This window comes from Mycolicibacter heraklionensis (assembly GCF_001021505.1).
Lineage (GTDB): Bacteria > Actinomycetota > Actinomycetes > Mycobacteriales > Mycobacteriaceae > Mycobacterium > Mycobacterium heraklionense.
The window spans coordinates 1-17,099 of sequence record NZ_LDPO01000008.1 but is presented as its reverse complement, the minus strand read 5'-3'; the positions used below and the strand labels follow the sequence as shown (position 1 = coordinate 17,099).

Annotated in this window: 18 protein-coding genes and 3 riboswitches; of the genes, 14 read left to right on the top strand and 4 right to left on the bottom strand. The window is 65.7% G+C overall.

Annotated features, from left to right (window positions below):
- Positions 1-8: 8 nt before the first annotated feature.
- A complete protein-coding gene (trmD, locus tag ABW16_RS11270; RefSeq protein ID WP_047319271.1) occupies positions 9-695 on the top strand; it encodes a tRNA (guanosine(37)-N1)-methyltransferase TrmD in 687 nt (228 codons plus the stop codon).
- Here the strand turns inward: trmD and ABW16_RS11265 are convergent.
- On the bottom strand, positions 692-1,591 hold the full coding sequence (locus ABW16_RS11265) for a serine hydrolase (protein ID WP_047319404.1): 900 nt from the start codon (positions 1,589-1,591) through the stop codon (positions 692-694). The two genes, trmD and ABW16_RS11265, sit on opposite strands and share 4 nt — an antisense overlap.
- Before the next feature lie 396 nt (positions 1,592-1,987).
- Here ABW16_RS11265 and rplS point away from each other — a divergent pair, with 396 nt between their 5' ends.
- From rplS to ABW16_RS11240, 5 genes are all read left to right on the top strand, one after another.
- A complete protein-coding gene (gene rplS / locus ABW16_RS11260; protein WP_024443224.1) occupies positions 1,988-2,329 on the top strand; it encodes a 50S ribosomal protein L19 in 342 nt (113 codons plus the stop codon).
- A gap of 67 nt (positions 2,330-2,396) precedes the next feature.
- Complete coding sequence (lepB, locus tag ABW16_RS11255; protein WP_047319270.1) at positions 2,397-3,224, top strand: signal peptidase I; 828 nt, start codon at positions 2,397-2,399, stop codon at positions 3,222-3,224.
- A 3-nt stretch (positions 3,225-3,227) separates the two neighbouring features.
- Positions 3,228-3,950 (top strand): ribonuclease HII, encoded by a 723-nt coding sequence (locus ABW16_RS11250; protein ID WP_082134068.1) that lies wholly within the window; start codon positions 3,228-3,230, stop codon positions 3,948-3,950.
- The gene (locus tag ABW16_RS11245) at positions 3,947-4,252 is read left to right on the top strand and encodes a DUF2469 domain-containing protein (RefSeq protein WP_012393608.1); all 306 of its coding nucleotides are present in this window, start codon (positions 3,947-3,949) and stop codon (positions 4,250-4,252) included. Before ABW16_RS11250 ends, ABW16_RS11245 begins: the two co-directional genes overlap by 4 nt.
- A 42-nt stretch (positions 4,253-4,294) precedes the next feature.
- Positions 4,295-4,960, top strand: coding sequence for a GNAT family N-acetyltransferase (locus tag ABW16_RS11240; protein WP_047319269.1), 666 nt, complete (start codon positions 4,295-4,297; stop codon positions 4,958-4,960).
- On the opposite strand, the gene ABW16_RS11235 is transcribed toward ABW16_RS11240, so the two are convergent.
- Positions 4,906-6,474 carry a MutS-related protein gene (locus ABW16_RS11235; RefSeq protein WP_047319268.1) on the bottom strand — a complete coding sequence of 523 codons (1,569 nt, stop codon included), beginning with the start codon at positions 6,472-6,474 and terminating at the stop codon, positions 4,906-4,908. The two genes, ABW16_RS11240 and ABW16_RS11235, sit on opposite strands and share 55 nt — an antisense overlap.
- Entirely contained in the window at positions 6,471-8,003 is a 1,533-nt protein-coding gene (locus tag ABW16_RS11230) for a MutS-related protein (protein ID WP_047319267.1), read from the bottom strand. Before ABW16_RS11230 ends, ABW16_RS11235 begins: the two co-directional genes overlap by 4 nt.
- Before the next feature lie 32 nt (positions 8,004-8,035).
- Positions 8,036-8,097: riboswitch (Fluoride riboswitch) on the bottom strand.
- 380 nt (positions 8,098-8,477) lie between these two features.
- On the opposite strand from ABW16_RS11230, the gene ABW16_RS11225 reads away from it, so the two are divergent.
- Positions 8,478-9,593: a sodium-dependent bicarbonate transport family permease gene (locus ABW16_RS11225; RefSeq protein WP_047319266.1), complete on the top strand. Its 1,116-nt coding sequence runs from the start codon at positions 8,478-8,480 to the stop codon at positions 9,591-9,593.
- A 2-nt stretch (positions 9,594-9,595) separates the two neighbouring features.
- Here the strand turns inward: ABW16_RS11225 and ABW16_RS11220 are convergent, their stop codons facing one another.
- The gene (locus ABW16_RS11220) at positions 9,596-10,165 is read right to left on the bottom strand and encodes a histidine phosphatase family protein (protein WP_047319403.1); all 570 of its coding nucleotides are present in this window, start codon (positions 10,163-10,165) and stop codon (positions 9,596-9,598) included.
- A 19-nt stretch (positions 10,166-10,184) separates the two neighbouring features.
- Positions 10,185-10,262: riboswitch (Fluoride riboswitch) on the bottom strand.
- A gap of 209 nt (positions 10,263-10,471) precedes the next feature.
- On the opposite strand from ABW16_RS11220, the gene ABW16_RS11215 reads away from it, so the two are divergent.
- The 7 genes from ABW16_RS11215 to ABW16_RS11185 all read left to right on the top strand — a co-directional run.
- The gene (locus tag ABW16_RS11215) at positions 10,472-11,305 is read left to right on the top strand and encodes a metallophosphoesterase family protein (protein ID WP_047319402.1); all 834 of its coding nucleotides are present in this window, start codon (positions 10,472-10,474) and stop codon (positions 11,303-11,305) included.
- A 24-nt stretch (positions 11,306-11,329) separates the two neighbouring features.
- Positions 11,330-11,405: riboswitch (Fluoride riboswitch) on the top strand.
- Positions 11,406-11,454: 49 nt separating this feature from the next.
- Positions 11,455-12,414 carry a respiratory chain complex I subunit 1 family protein gene (locus tag ABW16_RS11210; RefSeq protein WP_047319265.1) on the top strand — a complete coding sequence of 320 codons (960 nt, stop codon included), beginning with the start codon at positions 11,455-11,457 and terminating at the stop codon, positions 12,412-12,414.
- Entirely contained in the window at positions 12,414-13,094 is a 681-nt protein-coding gene (locus ABW16_RS11205; protein WP_047319264.1) for a hydrogenase, read from the top strand. Before ABW16_RS11210 ends, ABW16_RS11205 begins: the two co-directional genes overlap by 1 nt.
- A 4-nt stretch (positions 13,095-13,098) precedes the next feature.
- Positions 13,099-14,598: a proton-conducting transporter transmembrane domain-containing protein gene (locus ABW16_RS11200; RefSeq protein ID WP_047319263.1), complete on the top strand. Its 1,500-nt coding sequence runs from the start codon at positions 13,099-13,101 to the stop codon at positions 14,596-14,598.
- Positions 14,595-16,106, top strand: coding sequence for a hydrogenase large subunit (locus ABW16_RS11195; protein ID WP_082134067.1), 1,512 nt, complete (start codon positions 14,595-14,597; stop codon positions 16,104-16,106). The genes ABW16_RS11200 and ABW16_RS11195 overlap by 4 nt, the downstream gene beginning before the upstream one ends.
- Positions 16,107-16,904, top strand: a complete 798-nt coding sequence (locus ABW16_RS11190) for an NADH-quinone oxidoreductase subunit B family protein (RefSeq protein ID WP_047319262.1) — start codon at positions 16,107-16,109, stop codon at positions 16,902-16,904.
- Positions 16,901-17,099: hypothetical protein (locus tag ABW16_RS11185; protein ID WP_047319261.1), on the top strand; the 199-nt coding region annotated here is incomplete at its 3' end. The genes ABW16_RS11190 and ABW16_RS11185, both read left to right, overlap by 4 nt.

The window sequence follows — 17,099 nt, the reverse complement described above, 5'->3', positions numbered from 1 at the left end:
AACGCGGCATGAGAATCGATGTCGTCACGATCTTTCCCGACTACCTGGCTCCGATCCGTCAGTCACTGCCCGGCAAGGCGATCGAATCCGGGATGGTCGAGTTCGAGGTCCACGACCTACGGCGCTGGACCCACGATGTGCACCGCTCGGTCGACGACTCGCCCTACGGCGGCGGTCCCGGAATGGTCATGAAGGCGCCGGTCTGGGGTGAAGCGCTGGACGAAATCTGTTCGGAGCGGACCGTTCTGATCGTCCCGACCCCGGCGGGAACCCTGTTCGACCAGGCCACCGCGCAGCGCTGGAGCCTCGAGGAGCACCTGGTGTTCGCCTGCGGCCGTTATGAGGGCATCGACCAGCGGGTGGCTGACGACGCCGCGCGGCGGATGCGGGTCGAAGAGGTGTCGATCGGTGACTATGTGTTGGCCGGTGGCGAGCCCGCCGTCCTGGTGATGCTGGAGGCGGTGCTGCGGCTCATGCCCGGTGTGCTCGGTAATCCGGCGTCGCAACGGGACGATTCGCATTCCCCGGACCGCGACGGGCTGCTGGAGGGGCCGAGCTACACCCGGCCGCCGAGCTGGCGCGGCCTGGATGTGCCCGAGGTGCTGCTCTCCGGTGACCACGCCCGGATCAACGCCTGGCGGCACGAGGCTGCGCTCGAGCGGACCCGCGAACGCCGCCCGGATCTGCTGGACTAGACCCGCCCGCCGGGGAAGATGGTCTTGACGGCCTCGGTGATGGTGGTGCGAGCGGTGGCGTCGTCGCTGGGCTGCAGCGACTCGATCACGACGATGTAGCGACGATCTGCCCCGATCACACCGGTCGACAGGTGCATCCAGTTGTTGCCGATGCAGCACATCCAGCCCTGCTTCACCGCCACCGGCTCGTCGTACAAGCCCTCCGGGATCCCGAATCGCTGCGGGTAGCCGTCGAGGCCGCTCGGGGTGGACAGCGCGAGGTTGTTGAGGATGACGCTGGCCTGGGCCGGCGGCAGACCGCCGGAGCCGTTGAGCAACATGTCGTAGTAGCGCGCCAGGTCCGGTGCGGTGCTGATGGTGTTCCACCAGGCACCGTTCGACGGCGGCGAGGTGCCGGCCAGGCCGTAGCGGCCGGCGACCCGAGTGATGATCGCATTGCGGCCGTTCTGGTTCCAGAACGTTTCGGCCGCCCCGTCGTCAGACGCGCGCAGCATGGAATCCAGCGCAGCCCGGTCGTCGGCCGACAGGCTGCCGTCGGCTTGGCGAAGCAACAGGTCGTCGGCGATGAACAGCTTGGCCACCGAGGCGGTGGCGATCGGCCGGGTGTTGCCGTTGGTGATCAGCTGGTGCGAGATCCGGTCCAGCACGGCGACCGAAATGTTGGCACCGACCTTGGCGGCCTCATCGGTGGCTTCCTGCATGCGCGCCGCGAGCCCGTCGACCACTGCGGCCGGCTGAATCGCCGGCGCCCGGGGAGCCTCGATCGCCGTGGCCACCGGCGTCACCTCGGGGGTGCGGTATTGCGCCGGCCGTGCGGTGGCAGCAGCGCCGTAGACCTTCTCGTCGCAGCCGAATACCACCGTCGAGATCACCATGACGATGGTCAGCAGAAGCATCGATGGCCGCACGGCGGGTGGCCTCCTCAACAGGTATCAGTCGCGTAATTGCACCGACATGGGGTTACGGGCTCGCCACACTGCTGCCATCGGCCCGCCGGATAGGTTACCGCGTGGACCTACGGATTGCGCAGTTCGGTCGCTTCCAGACTTATCATGGCGGCGGCGTCCGGCGTGGAACGACCAGCGGCGATTTGCGCGATTTCACTGGTTGCGCTGCGTCTGGCACAATTGAGCAGTTGTCGCCCGGCAGTTGATATTGCAGCGGGGTCCTGGCGTCCCGGTCACCGCGCAGCGCGACAACATGCCCGAACCCATCGGCTCGGTAGCCGTCTGCACGCTCACAACGCGTGCCGGTTGGCCCGCAGCCGCGACCCGCGAGGAAGTGTTTCCGCAATGAACACGCTGGACATCGTCGACAAGGCGTCGCTGCGCGACGACATCCCGGCCTTCGCCCCCGGCGACACGGTCAACGTGCACGTGAAGGTGATCGAGGGCTCCAAGGAGCGCATCCAGGTGTTCAAGGGTGTGGTCATCCGCCGCCAGGGCGGCGGCGTTCGCGAGACGTTCACCGTCCGCAAGGAGAGCTACGGCGTCGGCGTGGAGCGGACCTTCCCGGTGCACTCGCCCAACGTCGACCACATCGATGTCGTGGTCCGCGGCGACGTTCGGCGCGCCAAGCTGTACTACCTGCGTGAGCTGCGCGGCAAGAAGGCCAAGATCAAGGAAAAGCGCTGACCTTGCCCGCGCTGGGCTTTATCCGGTCGGTCCCCGGTACCGCTGACGCGGTCATTACCCTGATCTCGTGACCGAAACCACGGGCTCGTCACCCGAGAGTTCCCCCGAGGCAGCCGAGACGGCCGAGACAGCCGAGGACGGCAAGCACACCACGCTGCGCGAGTCGGCCGTGCTGATCGCGATCGCACTGGTGCTCTACTACCTGATGCTGACGTTCGTGGCACGTCCGTACCTGATTCCGTCGGAGTCGATGGAGCCGACGTTGCACGGCTGCCACGGCTGTGTCGGCGACCGGATCATGGTGGACAAGGTCACTTACCGGTTCGGCGCACCGCAGCCCGGCGATGTCGTCGTCTTCCGCGGCCCCCCGTCGTGGAATGTGGGCTACAAGTCGATCCGGTCGACCAACACACCGGTGCGCTGGGTGCAAAACGCCCTGTCGTTCATCGGGTTCGTTCCTCCCGACGAGAACGACTTGGTCAAGCGGGTCATCGCGGTAGGCGGTCAGACGGTTCAGTGCCGTAACGACACCGGCCTGACCGTCGACGGCAAGCCGCTGCACGAGCCCTACCTGAACCCGGCCACCCTGATGGTCGACCCGATGGTCTATCCCTGCCTCGGCAACGAGTTCGGTCCGGTGACCGTGCCGCAGGGGCGGCTGTGGGTGATGGGTGACAACCGCACCCATTCGTCGGACTCGCGCGCGCACTGCGACTCCGTGCAGGTCCAGCCGGACCTGCAGCACCGAATCCTGTGCACCGGAGACGACGTGGATGCCGGCACGGTGCCGGTGGCCAACGTGATCGGCAAGACCAGGTTCATCGCATGGCCGCCGTCGCGCTGGGGACCGGTAAAATCGGTAAATCCCCAGAAGATGGCCGAGCAGGGGCCTTAGGCGATGGCCCCGGTCTGGCCGCCGCGCACGGTGATCCGTCGCTCACCGGGGCTGCGCACTCTGGAGTCGGCGCTGTACCGCAGCGGGCTCGGACCGGTCGCCGGCGTCGACGAGGTCGGTCGCGGCGCCTGTGCCGGACCACTGGTGGTGGCCGCCTGTGTGCTCGGACCGGGCAAACCCGCGGCTCTGGCTGCGCTCGACGACTCCAAGAAGCTCACCGAGAAGGCCCGCGAGGAGCTGTTCCCGGTGATCCGCCGGCACGCACTGGCCTACCACGTGGTGTTCATCGAGCCCGCCGACGTTGATGTACGCGGGGTGCACGCAGCCAACATCGAGGGCATGCGGCGTGCGGTGGCGGGTTTGGCGCTGCGGCCGGGATATGTGCTCTCCGACGGGTTCCGGGTGCCGGGACTGCCGATGCCCTCGCTTCCGGTGATCGGCGGCGACGGGGCGGCGGCGTGTATCGCCGCGGCGAGCGTGCTGGCCAAGGTCAGTCGGGACCGCTACATGGCGACCCTGGACGCCGATCACCCCGGCTATGGCTTCGCGGTGCACAAGGGTTACTGCACCGCGGCACACACCGCGGCCCTGGCCGCCTTGGGGCCGTGCAGCCAGCATCGCTTCTCGTTTATCAACGTGCGCAGCGTGGCGATGGCTGCCGCGGCCGCCCCGGTTGCGGGGACAATGGGGTCGACGAACCGAGCAGAAGGACGGCTGAGCAGATGAGTGCCGAAGATCTCGAGAAGTACGAAACCGAGATGGAACTCTCGCTGTACCGCGAATACAAGGACATCGTGGGGCAGTTCAGTTACGTCGTGGAGACCGAACGGCGCTTCTACCTGGCCAACAGCGTGGAGATGGTGCCACGCAACGCCGACGGTGAGGTGTATTTCGAGCTTCGGTTGGCCGATGCCTGGGTGTGGGACATGTACCGCCCGGCCCGATTCGTCAAGCAGGTGCGGGTGGTCACCTTCAAAGACGTCAACATCGAAGAGGTCGAGAAGCCCGAGCTGCGGCTGCCCGAATAAACACCGCACCGGTGCGGGCCGCTTCGGTCTAGGCTGACAGCTATGACCGCTGTCGACCGTGCCGTCTCCCGCCGTGAAATCACAGATGCCCTGCTCAAGGCCATGGAACGCCGCCACGAGGTGCTCGACGTGATCGTCGATTCCGACGACCGTTCCTCGGCGGTACAGGCGATCGCGGACCTGCTCGGCGTCTCGCCGCTGGGCTGCGAAGCGGTGATCGGAATGTCGCTCGATCAGCTCACCAAGGCGTCGCGCGACAAGATCGCCGATGAGCTCAACGACTTGAACAACGAGCTGACCTTCACCCTCGGTGACCGGCCCGCCAGTTCCGGCGAGACGTTGGCGCTTCGGGTGTTCTCCGGTGAACAGGACCGAGACATTTTGGCGGATCGGACAGCGGACGTCGGCGCCAGCGCCGACGGGACCGGCCGACCCGCCGACGACATCGGCGACGAGATCAGCTCGGCGCTGGCGCGCGTCGAGGACGAGGACGCGGCCCTGTTCGTCGCCATCGACGGTGGGCAGAAGGTGGGGATGGTCTTCGGCGACCTCAACCACGGCGAGGTGAACGTGCGGATCTGGATCCATCCCGAACACCGCAAGAAGGGCTACGGCACCGCCGCGTTGCGCCGTGCGCGTGCCGAGATGGCGGCCTACTTTCCCGGCGTGCCGTTGATCGTTCGCGCACCGGGCGCACACGCCGGCTGAACCGGTTCCGTGTCGTTGGGTGCGGAGAGTCCGAAAACCCGCCGGAACGAGTCTTCGCCGTAGCTGGTGGGTTCGGGCTCGCCGGGCCGAAGCCGGAAGGTACGCACACCGTCGGAGCGGCGCTCGGCGCGAAGGAACAAGCTGGTCGGATCGCCGATCGCGTACAGGCCGTGGGCCAGGTCGTAGAGGTGGGTCACGAACACCACTTTGACACCGGTCTCGCGCAGGGCGCCCACGATATCCCGGGCGATCTGCGATCCCTCGCGTTCATTGGTGGAGGCAAACGATTCGTTACACAACAGCAGTGAGTTCGCCCCGATGTACTCGGCGATCTCGCTCATCCGGGCCAGCTCCTCGTCGAGCTTGCCGTGCGCCATGGTGGCGTCTTCCTCCCGCTTGAAATGGGTGAAGACGCCATCGCGGACATTGGCGCAGAACGACTCCGCGGTGACGAACATCCCGGCCTGCATCATCAGCTGAGCGACGCCCACGCTGCGCAGAAACGTCGACTTTCCGCCTTCGTTGGCGCCGGTCACCATGATCAATGACCTACCGTCCGCGTCGATGTCGTTGCCCGTGACGTCACGACCGGCGGCCAGGCACAGACCGAGGTCGCGTAGGCCGTGGCAGCTCAGGCGTTGTTCATCGACGGGGGCCGGGACCGGAAAGCAGGTCGGCACGCCCGAGTGGACGAGCAGGGCATGCAGGTTCGAGCACCCCAGATAAAACGCCAATTCGGTGCGCAACCGGCCGAAGAATCGCTCGACATGCTCGGCGGACTGCGCGACGGTGTTGGCGATGTCGTTCACGGCGCGTCCCGCCAATTCCGTGAGGGCCTGAGCGCCGGCCTCATCGCGCTCATCCACCACGAAGCCACACCCGCTGTGCCCTCCGGCCAGTTTGTCGCGCCAGGTGCGCCGCGGCGGCTGGTGCAGCACGTGCTGTTCGCCCTTGTTGCCCAACCCAAGCCGAGCGGAGAGCAACACCCCGCGTGGCAGATGCAATTCGGACAGTTGCTCGTCCAGCACCCGGAGATAGTCGTCGGACAGCTGCTTGCCGACTGCCGCCAGCAGGCGCCGAAACCCCACCGAACGAAACTTATCGGCATGCTGGTCCGCCAACCCGCGCAACTGCCTCAGGCTATTGCCCAGGTATTCCAGGATCCGGACCGAGCGGCGCAGGACGGCTTCGGGATCGCGTAACAGCATCCCGCCCAGAAACACCTTGCGCCGTACCTCGACCCCGCCGACGGCAAGGTCGTAGATCTCTTGCACGACAGCATGATTAGCCAGACAATCGGCCAGAATCTGCTGCCGATACCGGATGACTTCGGGGTTCGACACGGTCGACGGCAGCACTTTGCCCGCGATATCGAGGAGGAACGCGTCGCCGTCCGCCATGGCCCGGTACAGCCGGCGCAACTCCAAATCCTCTTCGATCAACTCGGATAGGTGCCACGGCAGCCGGGGCGCCATGTCGAAATCGCGGTCGGGGTCCAGCAGCCTGACTTTCATCGCGCGATCCTTTGCAGTAGAACGTCGTGGTTGAGCCCGTACTTGCGGGCCAACGCGGCGGCGTAAGCCCGTCCGTCGGCGGGGCGGCGGGTGAACCGGAATGTGCGCTGCGTCGGGTCGTCCGCGGCGACCTCGCCGACCATGCTCACGCAGGCGGGGTCGAAGCCGGCCAGTTCGTCGAGGAAGGTGACGTAGACCGTCACGCATCCCAGATCGATGATGCGCCGCAGTACCTCGGCACCGATCAGCAACGCGTCGTTGACGGTGGTGGAGGCGAAGCTCTCGTTCATGATCACCAGGCTCGCGGCGGTTGCGCGCGACAGGATGTCGTGGATGCGCACCAGTTCGTCGTCGAGTTTGCCGTGCAGCGTCGTCAGGCTTTCCTGCCGTTCGAAGTGGGTGTAGACCTCGTCGGGGAGGGTCAACGCGGCGCGGGTGCCGGGTATCGGACAACCCAGCGCCGCCAGGTAGGCGCATTGTCCGATGGTCCTGGCGAAGGTGGTCTTGCCGCCCTGATTGGGGCCGGTGACGACGAAAATCCGTTCCGGACCTGACAGGTGAAAACTGTTGCGCACAATGCTCGTTTTGTCGTCCAGCGCCTTCACCGCCAATGCCAGGTCGAAGGCGTGCTCGACCGACACCACGCCGGGTTCGGTGGTGACCCGCGGGTAGTTGAACGTCAGCTCCGCCTCCACAAGTCGACGAACAACGCCGAGATAGCAGAGATAGAAGTGAATTTCACGCGCGAACCGCGCGATCACCGGCTCGACGAAGCCCGCATGGCCGGTGTAGAAGTCGCGAAGCCGGGCGAACGACTCGGGATACAGTTTCGCGACACATTCCAGGACTTGCTCTTCTACGTGATCCATGTCGGGGAACGTCGGCAGACGAACGTGATAGTCCTTGATTGATTCGGCCGCGAACCGCTCGAAGGTACCTGCGATGTCTGCGCTGTAATCGCTTTGACCGGAATACTTCTCAACATGCACTCGCAGGCCGTCGATGTGGACAAGATATCTCACGCGGTGAAGTTCCTCCTGGACGGCCTGCGCCTCGCGCTCGAGTGTCTGGAACGCGCCGGTGTTGACGTATCGCGCAATGTACTCGGCGAATCCACGCAGTCCGATCGAGGTCGGCGGGGTCTTCGGGAGGTCTGCTGCCAGATTCCGCACTGCACTGCAATAGGTTTCGACCGCATAGACGAACCAGCCGTGTTGCTGCAGGGGATGGTACAGATTCTCGGATTGGTGGATCCGGTCTCGCACCGTGCGCATGGTGTCTACGAAATTGTTTACCGAACAGCGTATTTCGGACCGTTCAAGATCACGAAAGACATCGTGACGGTAGGCGACGTCCGCGACGTCATGCAGCGGTGTATAGAAAAAGTTCCGCACCGAAGCGTCAGCGTCGGCGACGACCGCGTCGAACACTTGGTCCAGGTGCAGATCGGCGCAGCAACCGGGCGCTGCCGGGCCGTCGCCCCGGATCGCCGTGTCGTGTGGGAACAGGATGCTGTTGAACGTCGTCATCGATCGCACCCGCCCTTCTACCCATGGGTGTTGCCCTGGTAGAAGCCATCAGCCGGTGCGGCGGTTAAAGGCGAGCTCCATCGCCTGCCTGGATGATACTCCGGACGACCGTCGCGTCCAGGGAGAGAAGTCTGCCGAAGGTGTGTTCACGGGGCGGGTCGCTGTGTATTCTTTGCCCAGAATGCAGTAAGCGATGGAGCTCGCTTAACGCGCTGATCCCCGGTCTTTTGATCGGCCGGCGCTGATGGCTCCTACCCGGTGTGTCGTGACCGACACGGCGCACGTCGCGTCTGGTAGGAGTTCGCCATGAAAGTCGCCACGTATCCACAGATCCAGCGAAACGCACTTGCTCTTTTGACCGATCTCCTTTGCGGCAGAGCCGCCCTCGCCATCGCGTCGACGGCCGTATCGGCCACCGTTCCCACCCCGGGCCGTCACTGTTCTGGTCGCCGTGCGAACCGAAGGAGAAGTTAGATGCTGTACGAGTTCTGGCAGAACTTCACGCACAACCTGTTCAAACCGCTGCTGCTGTTCTTCTACCTCGGATTCCTGATTCCGATACTGAAGATCGAGTTCGAGTTTCCACTCGTCATCTACCAAGGGTTGACGATGTATCTGCTGCTGGCCATCGGCTGGCACGGCGGGGAGGAGCTCGCCGCGATCCAGGCATCCAGTATCGGCAACATTGCCGGATTCATGCTCCTGGGCTTCGTCTTGAACTTCGCGATCGGCACCCTCGCGTACGTCTTGCTGAACTACCTGACCAGCATGCGGCGAATCGACAAGGCAACCGTCGCCGGCTATTACGGGTCCGACTCTGCGGGAACGTTCGCGACCTGCGTGGCCGTCCTGACCAGTATCGGCATGGCGTTCGACGCGTACATGCCGGTCATGTTGGCGGTCATGGAGATCCCGGGCTGCCTGGTGGCGCTGTACCTGGTTTCCCGCCTGCGCTACCGCGGGATGGACGCGGCGGGCTTGATGCCGGGTGAGTCGGGCTACACCCCACCGGTCTCCGAACCCGGCGTCCGCATCGCGACCGAGACGAAGGCGCCTTTCATGTCACGAGAGCTCCTCCGAGAAGTCTTCCTCAACCCGGGTCTGGTACTGCTGATCGGGGGCATCGTCATCGGTCTCATCAGTGGACTGCAGGGCGAGAAGGTCTTGCACGACAACGACGTAGTCTTTGTCGCGGCGTTCCAAGGCGTGCTCTGCCTATTCCTGCTCGAGATGGGCATGACCGCTTCCCGCCGGCTGGTCGACCTCAAGTCGGCTGGGCCCGGCTTCATCATCTTCGGTCTCGTTGCCCCGAATCTGTTCGCGACGATCGGCATCACGGTCGCCCACAGTTACGCGCACCTCACCCATACCGAATTCAAGCCGGGAACCTACGTTCTGTTCGCCGTGTTGTGCGCCGCGGCCTCCTACATCGCCGTGCCCGCGGTCCAGCGGCTGGCGATCCCCGAGGCGAGTCCCACCCTGCCGTTGGCGGCGTCGTTGGGCCTGACGTTCTCCTACAACGTCACCATCGGAATCCCGCTCTATATCGAGATCGCCCGCATCGTCAGGGCTTGGTTCCCCGTCACCTGAGCTCAGCTGTCGGTGATGCGGTTGTAGGCGTCCACCCGCCAGGCGCCGTCGACCAGGCTGAGCTGATTCCAGCACGCGGTCTGTTGCTCGACGTGATCCAGCGCCGGGTCGAGCTGCTTGAGCAGGGCTTGGTTGAACGCGTCGTGGGACACCATGACGACGGGGTCTGGCCCCAGTTCGGCCACCAGCTCGAAGAAGCCTTGTCGAGCCCGCTCGGCCAGGGCCGCAACAGGTTCCACACCCGGCGCCGCATCGACACTGCCGTACTGGCGTTCCACGTCGGCCCGGATCAGGCCGGTTTGCGGCCCATAGTCGCGGTCGTTGAGCCGGTGGTCGATCTGCACCGGGATCCCCGCTGCGGCGCCGATGGCCTGCGCCGTGGCGACGGCCCGCTGCAACGGGCTGGAGATCACTATCGAGGGATGCCGGCTGGCGAGCTGGCCGGCCAGCCGGGCAGCTTCGGCCAGCCCGACTTCATCGAGAGGCGGATCGCTGAGTCCGCGCAATTGTCCGTTGGCATTGAATGCGGTACGACCGTGCCGTGCCAGATATACCCGTGTCGTCGTGGCCACCGCGACCTCCTCGCGTCCGGTCCGGGCAGGAACCATCAGCCAGAACGGCGGTTTGGGCACTCAAGTGCCCCGGCGGAGATCCATCGCGCGTCCCCAGCTTAAGCGATACGCGCGACCAATCGCCACCGTCAAAGTGTTGACCTGTCACGGCGCGCAGACGTAGCGTCGTGGGTAAGTAGGCGGAGGGGCTTGCCACGCCGCAGTCGCCGTTCAGCGATTGACAACGGTCCCTGGGAATTGACCAAGCCGACGATTCGGTCTGCGCGAGCGGCCCGGATCGTGGGCCGGACCCAGGAGCCGACCATCATGAAATTCCAGCCCCAGAACACCCCTCCCGTCACGCCCAGCTTCCTGGATCCGCCGGACCGGATCGCGATCGCGGGGGACTGGCACGCCGACATCCATTACGCGGTGGCGGCTATCGAACATGCCGCCCAGCGGGACGCCGATGTGCTGATTCAGCTCGGTGACTTCGGCTACAACTGCACCGACGAGTATCTCGACGCACTCGATGAGGAGCTACTCCTACACGACATGGTGTTGGGGTTCGTAGACGGCAACCACGAGAATTTCGAGCGGTTGTACAGCTGGCCAGTCGCCGACGACGGCCTGCGTCACCTGCGCGCGCGGGTGGTACACCTGCCGCGCGGATTCCGATGGCACTGGGGAACGACTCGGTGCCTGGCGGTCGGCGGCGCCTACTCCATCGACCGCTGCCTTCGGATCCCCGGCAGATCATGGTGGGCGCAGGAGTCCATCACGACCCAGCAGGCGTGCGCGATCGTGGCGCAGGGCCACGCCGACGCCATGTTCTGCCACGACTGCCCCGCCGGGATCACCGTCCCAGGTGCGGCGCGGGACCGGCTCGGTTTCCCCGCCGCTGAGTTGGAACGGTCCGAGGAGCACCGGGCGCTGTTGCGCGCCATCGTCGACGCAGTCCAGCCAGCGCGGCTGTGGCACGGTCACTTTCATCACCGCTACCAAGCGCTGCTCGACGGTGGCCGGTACCGGACCGTGATCGACGGTCTGGGCAAGAACGCCGAACCTATTGACAACAACATGGTGGTGGTCAACCTGACGATGCTGGGATATCACCGACTCAGCTGCACACCGTCGACACCGGGCGCATGTTCTGCTTGACCAAACAGAACCGTGATTGGTTAACTTGAGCTCGGCGATGGGTCCCGCCCGGAAGCTTTGACTTCCGAACCGCCACACGGCTGATGGCCCCTGCGAACGAGGGAGTCGCAGGTGGCGTGTGTCCTTTTCCGGCCCGCTCAGGTCCGCAGATGACGGGCCTGCCGTTGCCCGTCATCCAGGGACTGCAAGTGCTCACCGTGGCTGGGGGAGCGCCCGGGCTGAGCGGTTTCATCGCGTGGTTCGAAGCCCGGCTTCAAGGACGCCGCGGTCCGCGTATCGCGCAGCCCTACTTCGATCTGTTCAAGCTGTTCGGCAAGGAAACGCTGGCCCCTACCGGCGCCGGGCCGATTTTCCGGCTGGCACCGGTCATCGCTCTTGCGTGCTATCTCACCGTTCCGATGTTGATTCCGGTACTCACCAGCTATCCGTTGCCGCTGGGATATATGGGCGACATCCTCGGTGGCGGACTGATTCTCGCGTTCGCCAGCTTTCTGGTGGCAGCCGCCGCAGCCGAGACCGGCGACAGTTACGCCCAGCTGGCATCCAGCCGAGCCAAGACGTTCGCGGCGATCACCGAACCCGTCATGCTGCTGGTGTTCTTCACGGTGGCGTTGATCACCTCCACCGACCTGCCATACGCCATCGGCGCGACAGTCCGCAGCGGTCCCGACCAGATTGTCCGGCCGGCTCATCTGTTGGCCTCGGCGGCGCTGTTCATGGTGATCATCTACGACACCGCCCGTATCCCAGTCGAAACCCATACCGGCACCATCGAATTCGGAATGATCGAGACCGGTCGGGCATTTGAGTACTCCGGTCCCGACCTGGCCTTGTTGCATTGGGGTTCAGCCGCCAAGCAGTTGGTGCTGTACGTCATCTTGATCAATGCCTTCGTCGCACCGTGGGGCCTGGCGTCCGACACCTCGGCGATCGCGGTTCTGGCCGCGATTCCGGCTGTGCTGGGTAAGGTCGCCGTGCTCGGATGTGTGGTCGCCGTCCTGGACAACAGCTACGCCAAGCTACGGCTGTTCAAGATCACCGAATTCGTCTCGGCCGCATTGCTGCTGATCGTGTTGGCGGTGTTCTCGCTCTATCTCGGGGGCGGCTGATGGGATTTCAGCCAAACCCCATAGTTCCCAGCGTCTTCGACAGCGTCGCGAATACGGTGGCGCTGATCGTGCTGCTGCTGGAGTTCGGGATGCTGCGGGCGGCGCTGTTACGCGCACAAGTGCGCCTGTACGCCGGGCAGTCGCTGGCCGTCAGCGCACTGGCGGCAGTGGTGGCCTTCGGCCACCATGTTCCCGAACTGTACGTGTTGGCGGTTCTTTCGCTGTTACTCAAAGTGATTGTGGTGCCGCTGGTGGTGTTGCGGCTGCTGCGCGAAGCCAGCGAGGAAATCGCGGGCAGCGGTGCTCTCGGGGTGGCCAACGAGGTGCTGATCTCGATCGCCGTGTCGGCGTTCGGCTTCTTTGCCGTCGGCGTGCTCGGTATTCATTCCGACGTCCTGCCCTCCGCGGCGCTGAGCCTGTCGGTAGCCGTGGTGCTGGTCGCATTCATCCTGATGATCGTGCGGCGTGACGTCGTCAGCCAGGCCATCGGATTCTTCTCCCTGGAAAACGGGGTGTCGGTGGCCAGCTTGGTGGTGGCAGCCGGGATGCCGCTCATCCTGGAGGTCGCGTTCCTGTTTGACCTGCTGGTCGCCGTCGTGGTGTTCGGAGTGCTGATGCGCACCCACCACCGGCGCACCCGCTCACTGTCGACCATCACGCTCGATCGGCTTCGGGGGTGAGCCGATGCCGATGCTGATGGTGCTGCTGGTCCTCCTGCCGCTGATCGCCACGCTGGTGTGTTCGCGCGCCACGCACCACGTCGCCGCGGCGGTCACCGCCCTGACCGGCGTGCTCACCTTCGCACTGGCCGCGGCACTGGTACCGGCCGCCGCAGACCACACGGTGACCGCGCTGCGCTATCTGCGCGCCGACGCGCTGTCGGTGATCTTCCTGCTGGCAACCTGCTTCCTGTACGCCGCGGTGGGGATCTATTCCATTGGCTACCTTGCCGACGAGGAGCGCGCCGCCCGCGCCGAAGGTCGGCAGGAACAGCTGATGTTCGCCCGTCACAGCGCCCGGTTCTATCTGGCGCTCAATGCATTCGCCTGGTCGATGATCTGTGCACCGCTGGTCAACGGGTTAGCTCTGTTGTGGATCGCGATCGAGATCACCACGGTGGTCTCCGCGCTGCTGGTCGCCCTGGACAACACCGAGGGTGCCACCGAGGCGGCATGGAAGTACGTGCTGATCGCGTCATCCGGGTTGGGGATCGCGTTGCTGGCCACCATTTTCATGTATTACGCGGGTGCCCAGGTGGTGGGCCAGTACTACGACCTTGCCTTCGACCCGTTGATCGACGCCGCCGGTCAGCTGCCGCCGACACCGGTCCGGCTGGCCTTCGTGCTGGCGGTCGTGGGCTTCGGGACCAAGGTCGGCCTGTTCCCGGTACACACCTGGCTTCCCGACGCGCATGCCGAAGCCCCGACCCCGGTGTCCGCACTGCTGTCGGGATCGCTACTGGCCGTGAGTTTCTACGCGATCCTGCGCTACTACCAGATCGGCATTGCCGCGCTTGGGCCGCGATTCCCGCAGACGGTACTGCTGGTCTTCGGGGTGCTGTCGTTGCTCCTGGCCGCCCTGTACCTGCTCGAACAGCGCGATATCAAACGACTGCTGGCCTATTCGAGTGTGGAGCACATGGGCATTCTGGCGATCGGTGTCGGCTTCGGTGCGCCGATCGCCTTGTCCGGGGCGCTGTTACACGTGTTGGCCCACGCCGCTGCCAAGGGCAATGCCTTCATGGGTGCCGGTGTGCTGGTGCGCAAGTTCGGCACCAAGGAACTCACCCGAATGGCCGATGGCATCGCGGTGCTGCCCTGGTCGGGCCCGTTGTTTCTGGTCGCCATCCTGGCACTGTCCGGTATGCCACCGTTCGGGTTGTTCCGCAGTGAGTTCCAGATCGTGTACGGAGGCTTCGCGAATACCAGGTATGTCGCCGCTGCCGCGCTGGTTTGTCTGATCACCCTGGCATTCCTCGGGCTGGCGCTGTCGACGACGCGAATCCTGTTCCGCCCCAATATCGGTGAAATGACGCCACCGGAGCGTGGCGAGCCCAGCGGCTGGATGGTGATACCCGTGGTGGCGGGGGTGCTGGCGCTGCTGGTGCTGGGTGTGGCGCCGCCGTCGGACCTGGTCGAGCTGTTGAACCATGGGGCCGACCAACTTCTGGCGGGTGCCCGGTGACCGCCGCGGCGACGACCACGGTCATCGATCTGCCACTGGATCGCTGGAACGCGGAGGTCAGCGCCCGGGTCGGCTCCGGTGACCGGTTCGCCGGGGTGTACGCCAGTCATAGCGGCGACACCGTGCTGCTGCACGCCCTGGTGGTCGGGGGGCCGGTGGTCGGCTGCCTGCGGACGCGGTTGGAGTCCGGGCCCGGTGCGTTGTCGTACCGGTCACTGACACCCGAGGTGCCGGCCGCATTCTGGTATGAGCGGGCCCTGCACGACCTGTCCGGTGTGGTTCCGATCGGGCATCCGCGATTGGACCCGCTGCTGTTGGCCCGCGAACCCGGCCAGCCGACTCCACGGCCGGGGCACGTCGACCTCACCGTGCTGGATCGCCACATTCACTCCAGCGCCACCGAACAACACGGACCGGTCGACGTGGGCGGCGGCGGCGTGTTCACGTTGCCGTTGGGCCCGGTCCGTTCGGGGGTCTTCGAGTCGATCGAGTTCCTCATCGAGACGCCCGGCGAAGATATCCCGCATCTCAACATCCGCCCGCACTACAAGCATCGCGGCATTGCGAAGCGGTTCGAGACGTTGCCGGTCCAAGACGGGGTCCTGGTCGCAGAACGGGTGGAGGGGATCGCGTCGGTTGCCCACGCGCTGGCGTTCGCGCACGCCGCCGAGGCACTGGCCGAAGTCAGCGTTCCACGGCGGGCCCAGCTGGTCCGGCTGATCCACGCCGAACTGGAACGTATCGCCAACCACCTCGACATCGTGGTGCGGCTGTGCGACGCCGCGGGCCTGGCCGTACCGCTGGCTCGATTCGGTTGGCACAAGGAACGCGTGATGCGGCTGGTCTCCGCGCTGTGCGGCAACAGGTTCGGGCGTTCGGTGATCAGCGTCGGGGGGATCGCGGCCGAGCCGAGACTGGCCCCGATGACGGTATCGGACCGGCTGGCGGAGATCCTGCACCGAATGCGTGGCGATCGTGATGCGTTGATGGTCGACGCGTCGTTTCTCGATCGGCTCCGCGGCACCGGGCGGCTGGATCCCGCGCTGGCCGCTTCCCACGGTGCGGTGGGGCCGGTGGGTCGCGGGTCAGGCTGCGACGACGACGCACGACGACGCAGCTATGACGGCTACACCGAGCTGCCGGTGGTTGCGCAGGTCGAGCATCACGGCGACGTGCTGGCTCGGCTGCGGGTGCGGTGGGCCGAAATCGATGCCGCCGCCGGCTTGATTCGGCGCGCCTGCGATCGGCTGGAGGCCGCGGCCGAGCCGATTGCCACGGTCCCGACAGCGGTGCCCGACGGTTTCGCCCTGGGTTGGGCGGAGGCGCCGCAGGGGGAGGTGCTCTACGGGCTCGAGGTGCGGGACGGTGTGATCGGGCGGTGCTTCGCCCGAACCGCATCTCTGCACAACATGCTGCTGTTCCACGATGTGTTCGGCGGCGACGTGTTCACCGACTTTCCCTTCATCGAAGCAAGTTTCGGACTGTGCTACGCCGGGGTGGCGATGTAGATGCCGTGGGTATTTCGTGGACTGCGCGAGGGGGTGCTCACCACCCGCTGGCCCCGGCACGCCGACGACTACTTCGACGAATTCCCCGCGACACTACGGGTGTCCGATCGCATCGAAGCCGCAGCGCCGGCCGACGTCGAGGCCGCTGCGGCCGCCTGCCCGACCGCGGCGATCTCGGTTCGGCCCGCACTGCGCCTGGACCGCGGCCGTTGCATCCTGTGTGGACGTTGCGCCACGGTCGCGCCGGAATTCTTTTCCTGGGAAACAGGTTCGGCCACGGCCACCCTGAGTCGTTCCGCGCTGGTCGTCGGCGACGTCGAGGAGAGCGACGAAGCCCTGGCCGAGCTGCGTGCGGCGCTGGCCCGGCGGGTGCGCCGACTGCGCCGGTCCGTGCATCTGCGTCATATCGACACTGGATCCGACGGCAGTGACGAATGGGAGATCCAGGCATTGACCAACCCGGTCTATGACCTGCACCGGTTGGGCATCTTCTTCACCGCCAGCCCGCGCAGCGCGGATGTCTTGCTGGTCACCGGGATCGGGGCCACCGGCATGGTGGAGCCGCTGTGCCGAACGCTGGATGCGATGCCGGCGCCCACGGTGGTGGTGGCGGTCGGCGGCGACGCGATCAGCGGGGGACTCATCGGGCGCGGCTACACCGGCGGGACCGGTGTCGCCGACCTGGTGCCGGTCGACGTGTGGGTGCCGGGTGCGCCGGCCACTCCGTTCAGCGTGCTGCACGGCATTCTGTTGGCGCTGGGCCGAGTACCGCTGTCGGGAAGTGAGCGTGCCCGGTGATCGCGGTCGGACTGGCGTTGCTGATGGCGGCCGCGGGGATCAGCTGGGGTGCAGGGCTGGGCGGCGAGACCGCCCAGCGCCGTCTGGGCGGTACCGCCTGGGCCGCGAACACCGTTGCCGCGGTGGTTTTCGTGCTGGGTGGCGTGCTCGGATTGCTCGGTCGGCCGCAGCGCCTCGATCTGGGCGGGTGGGCGG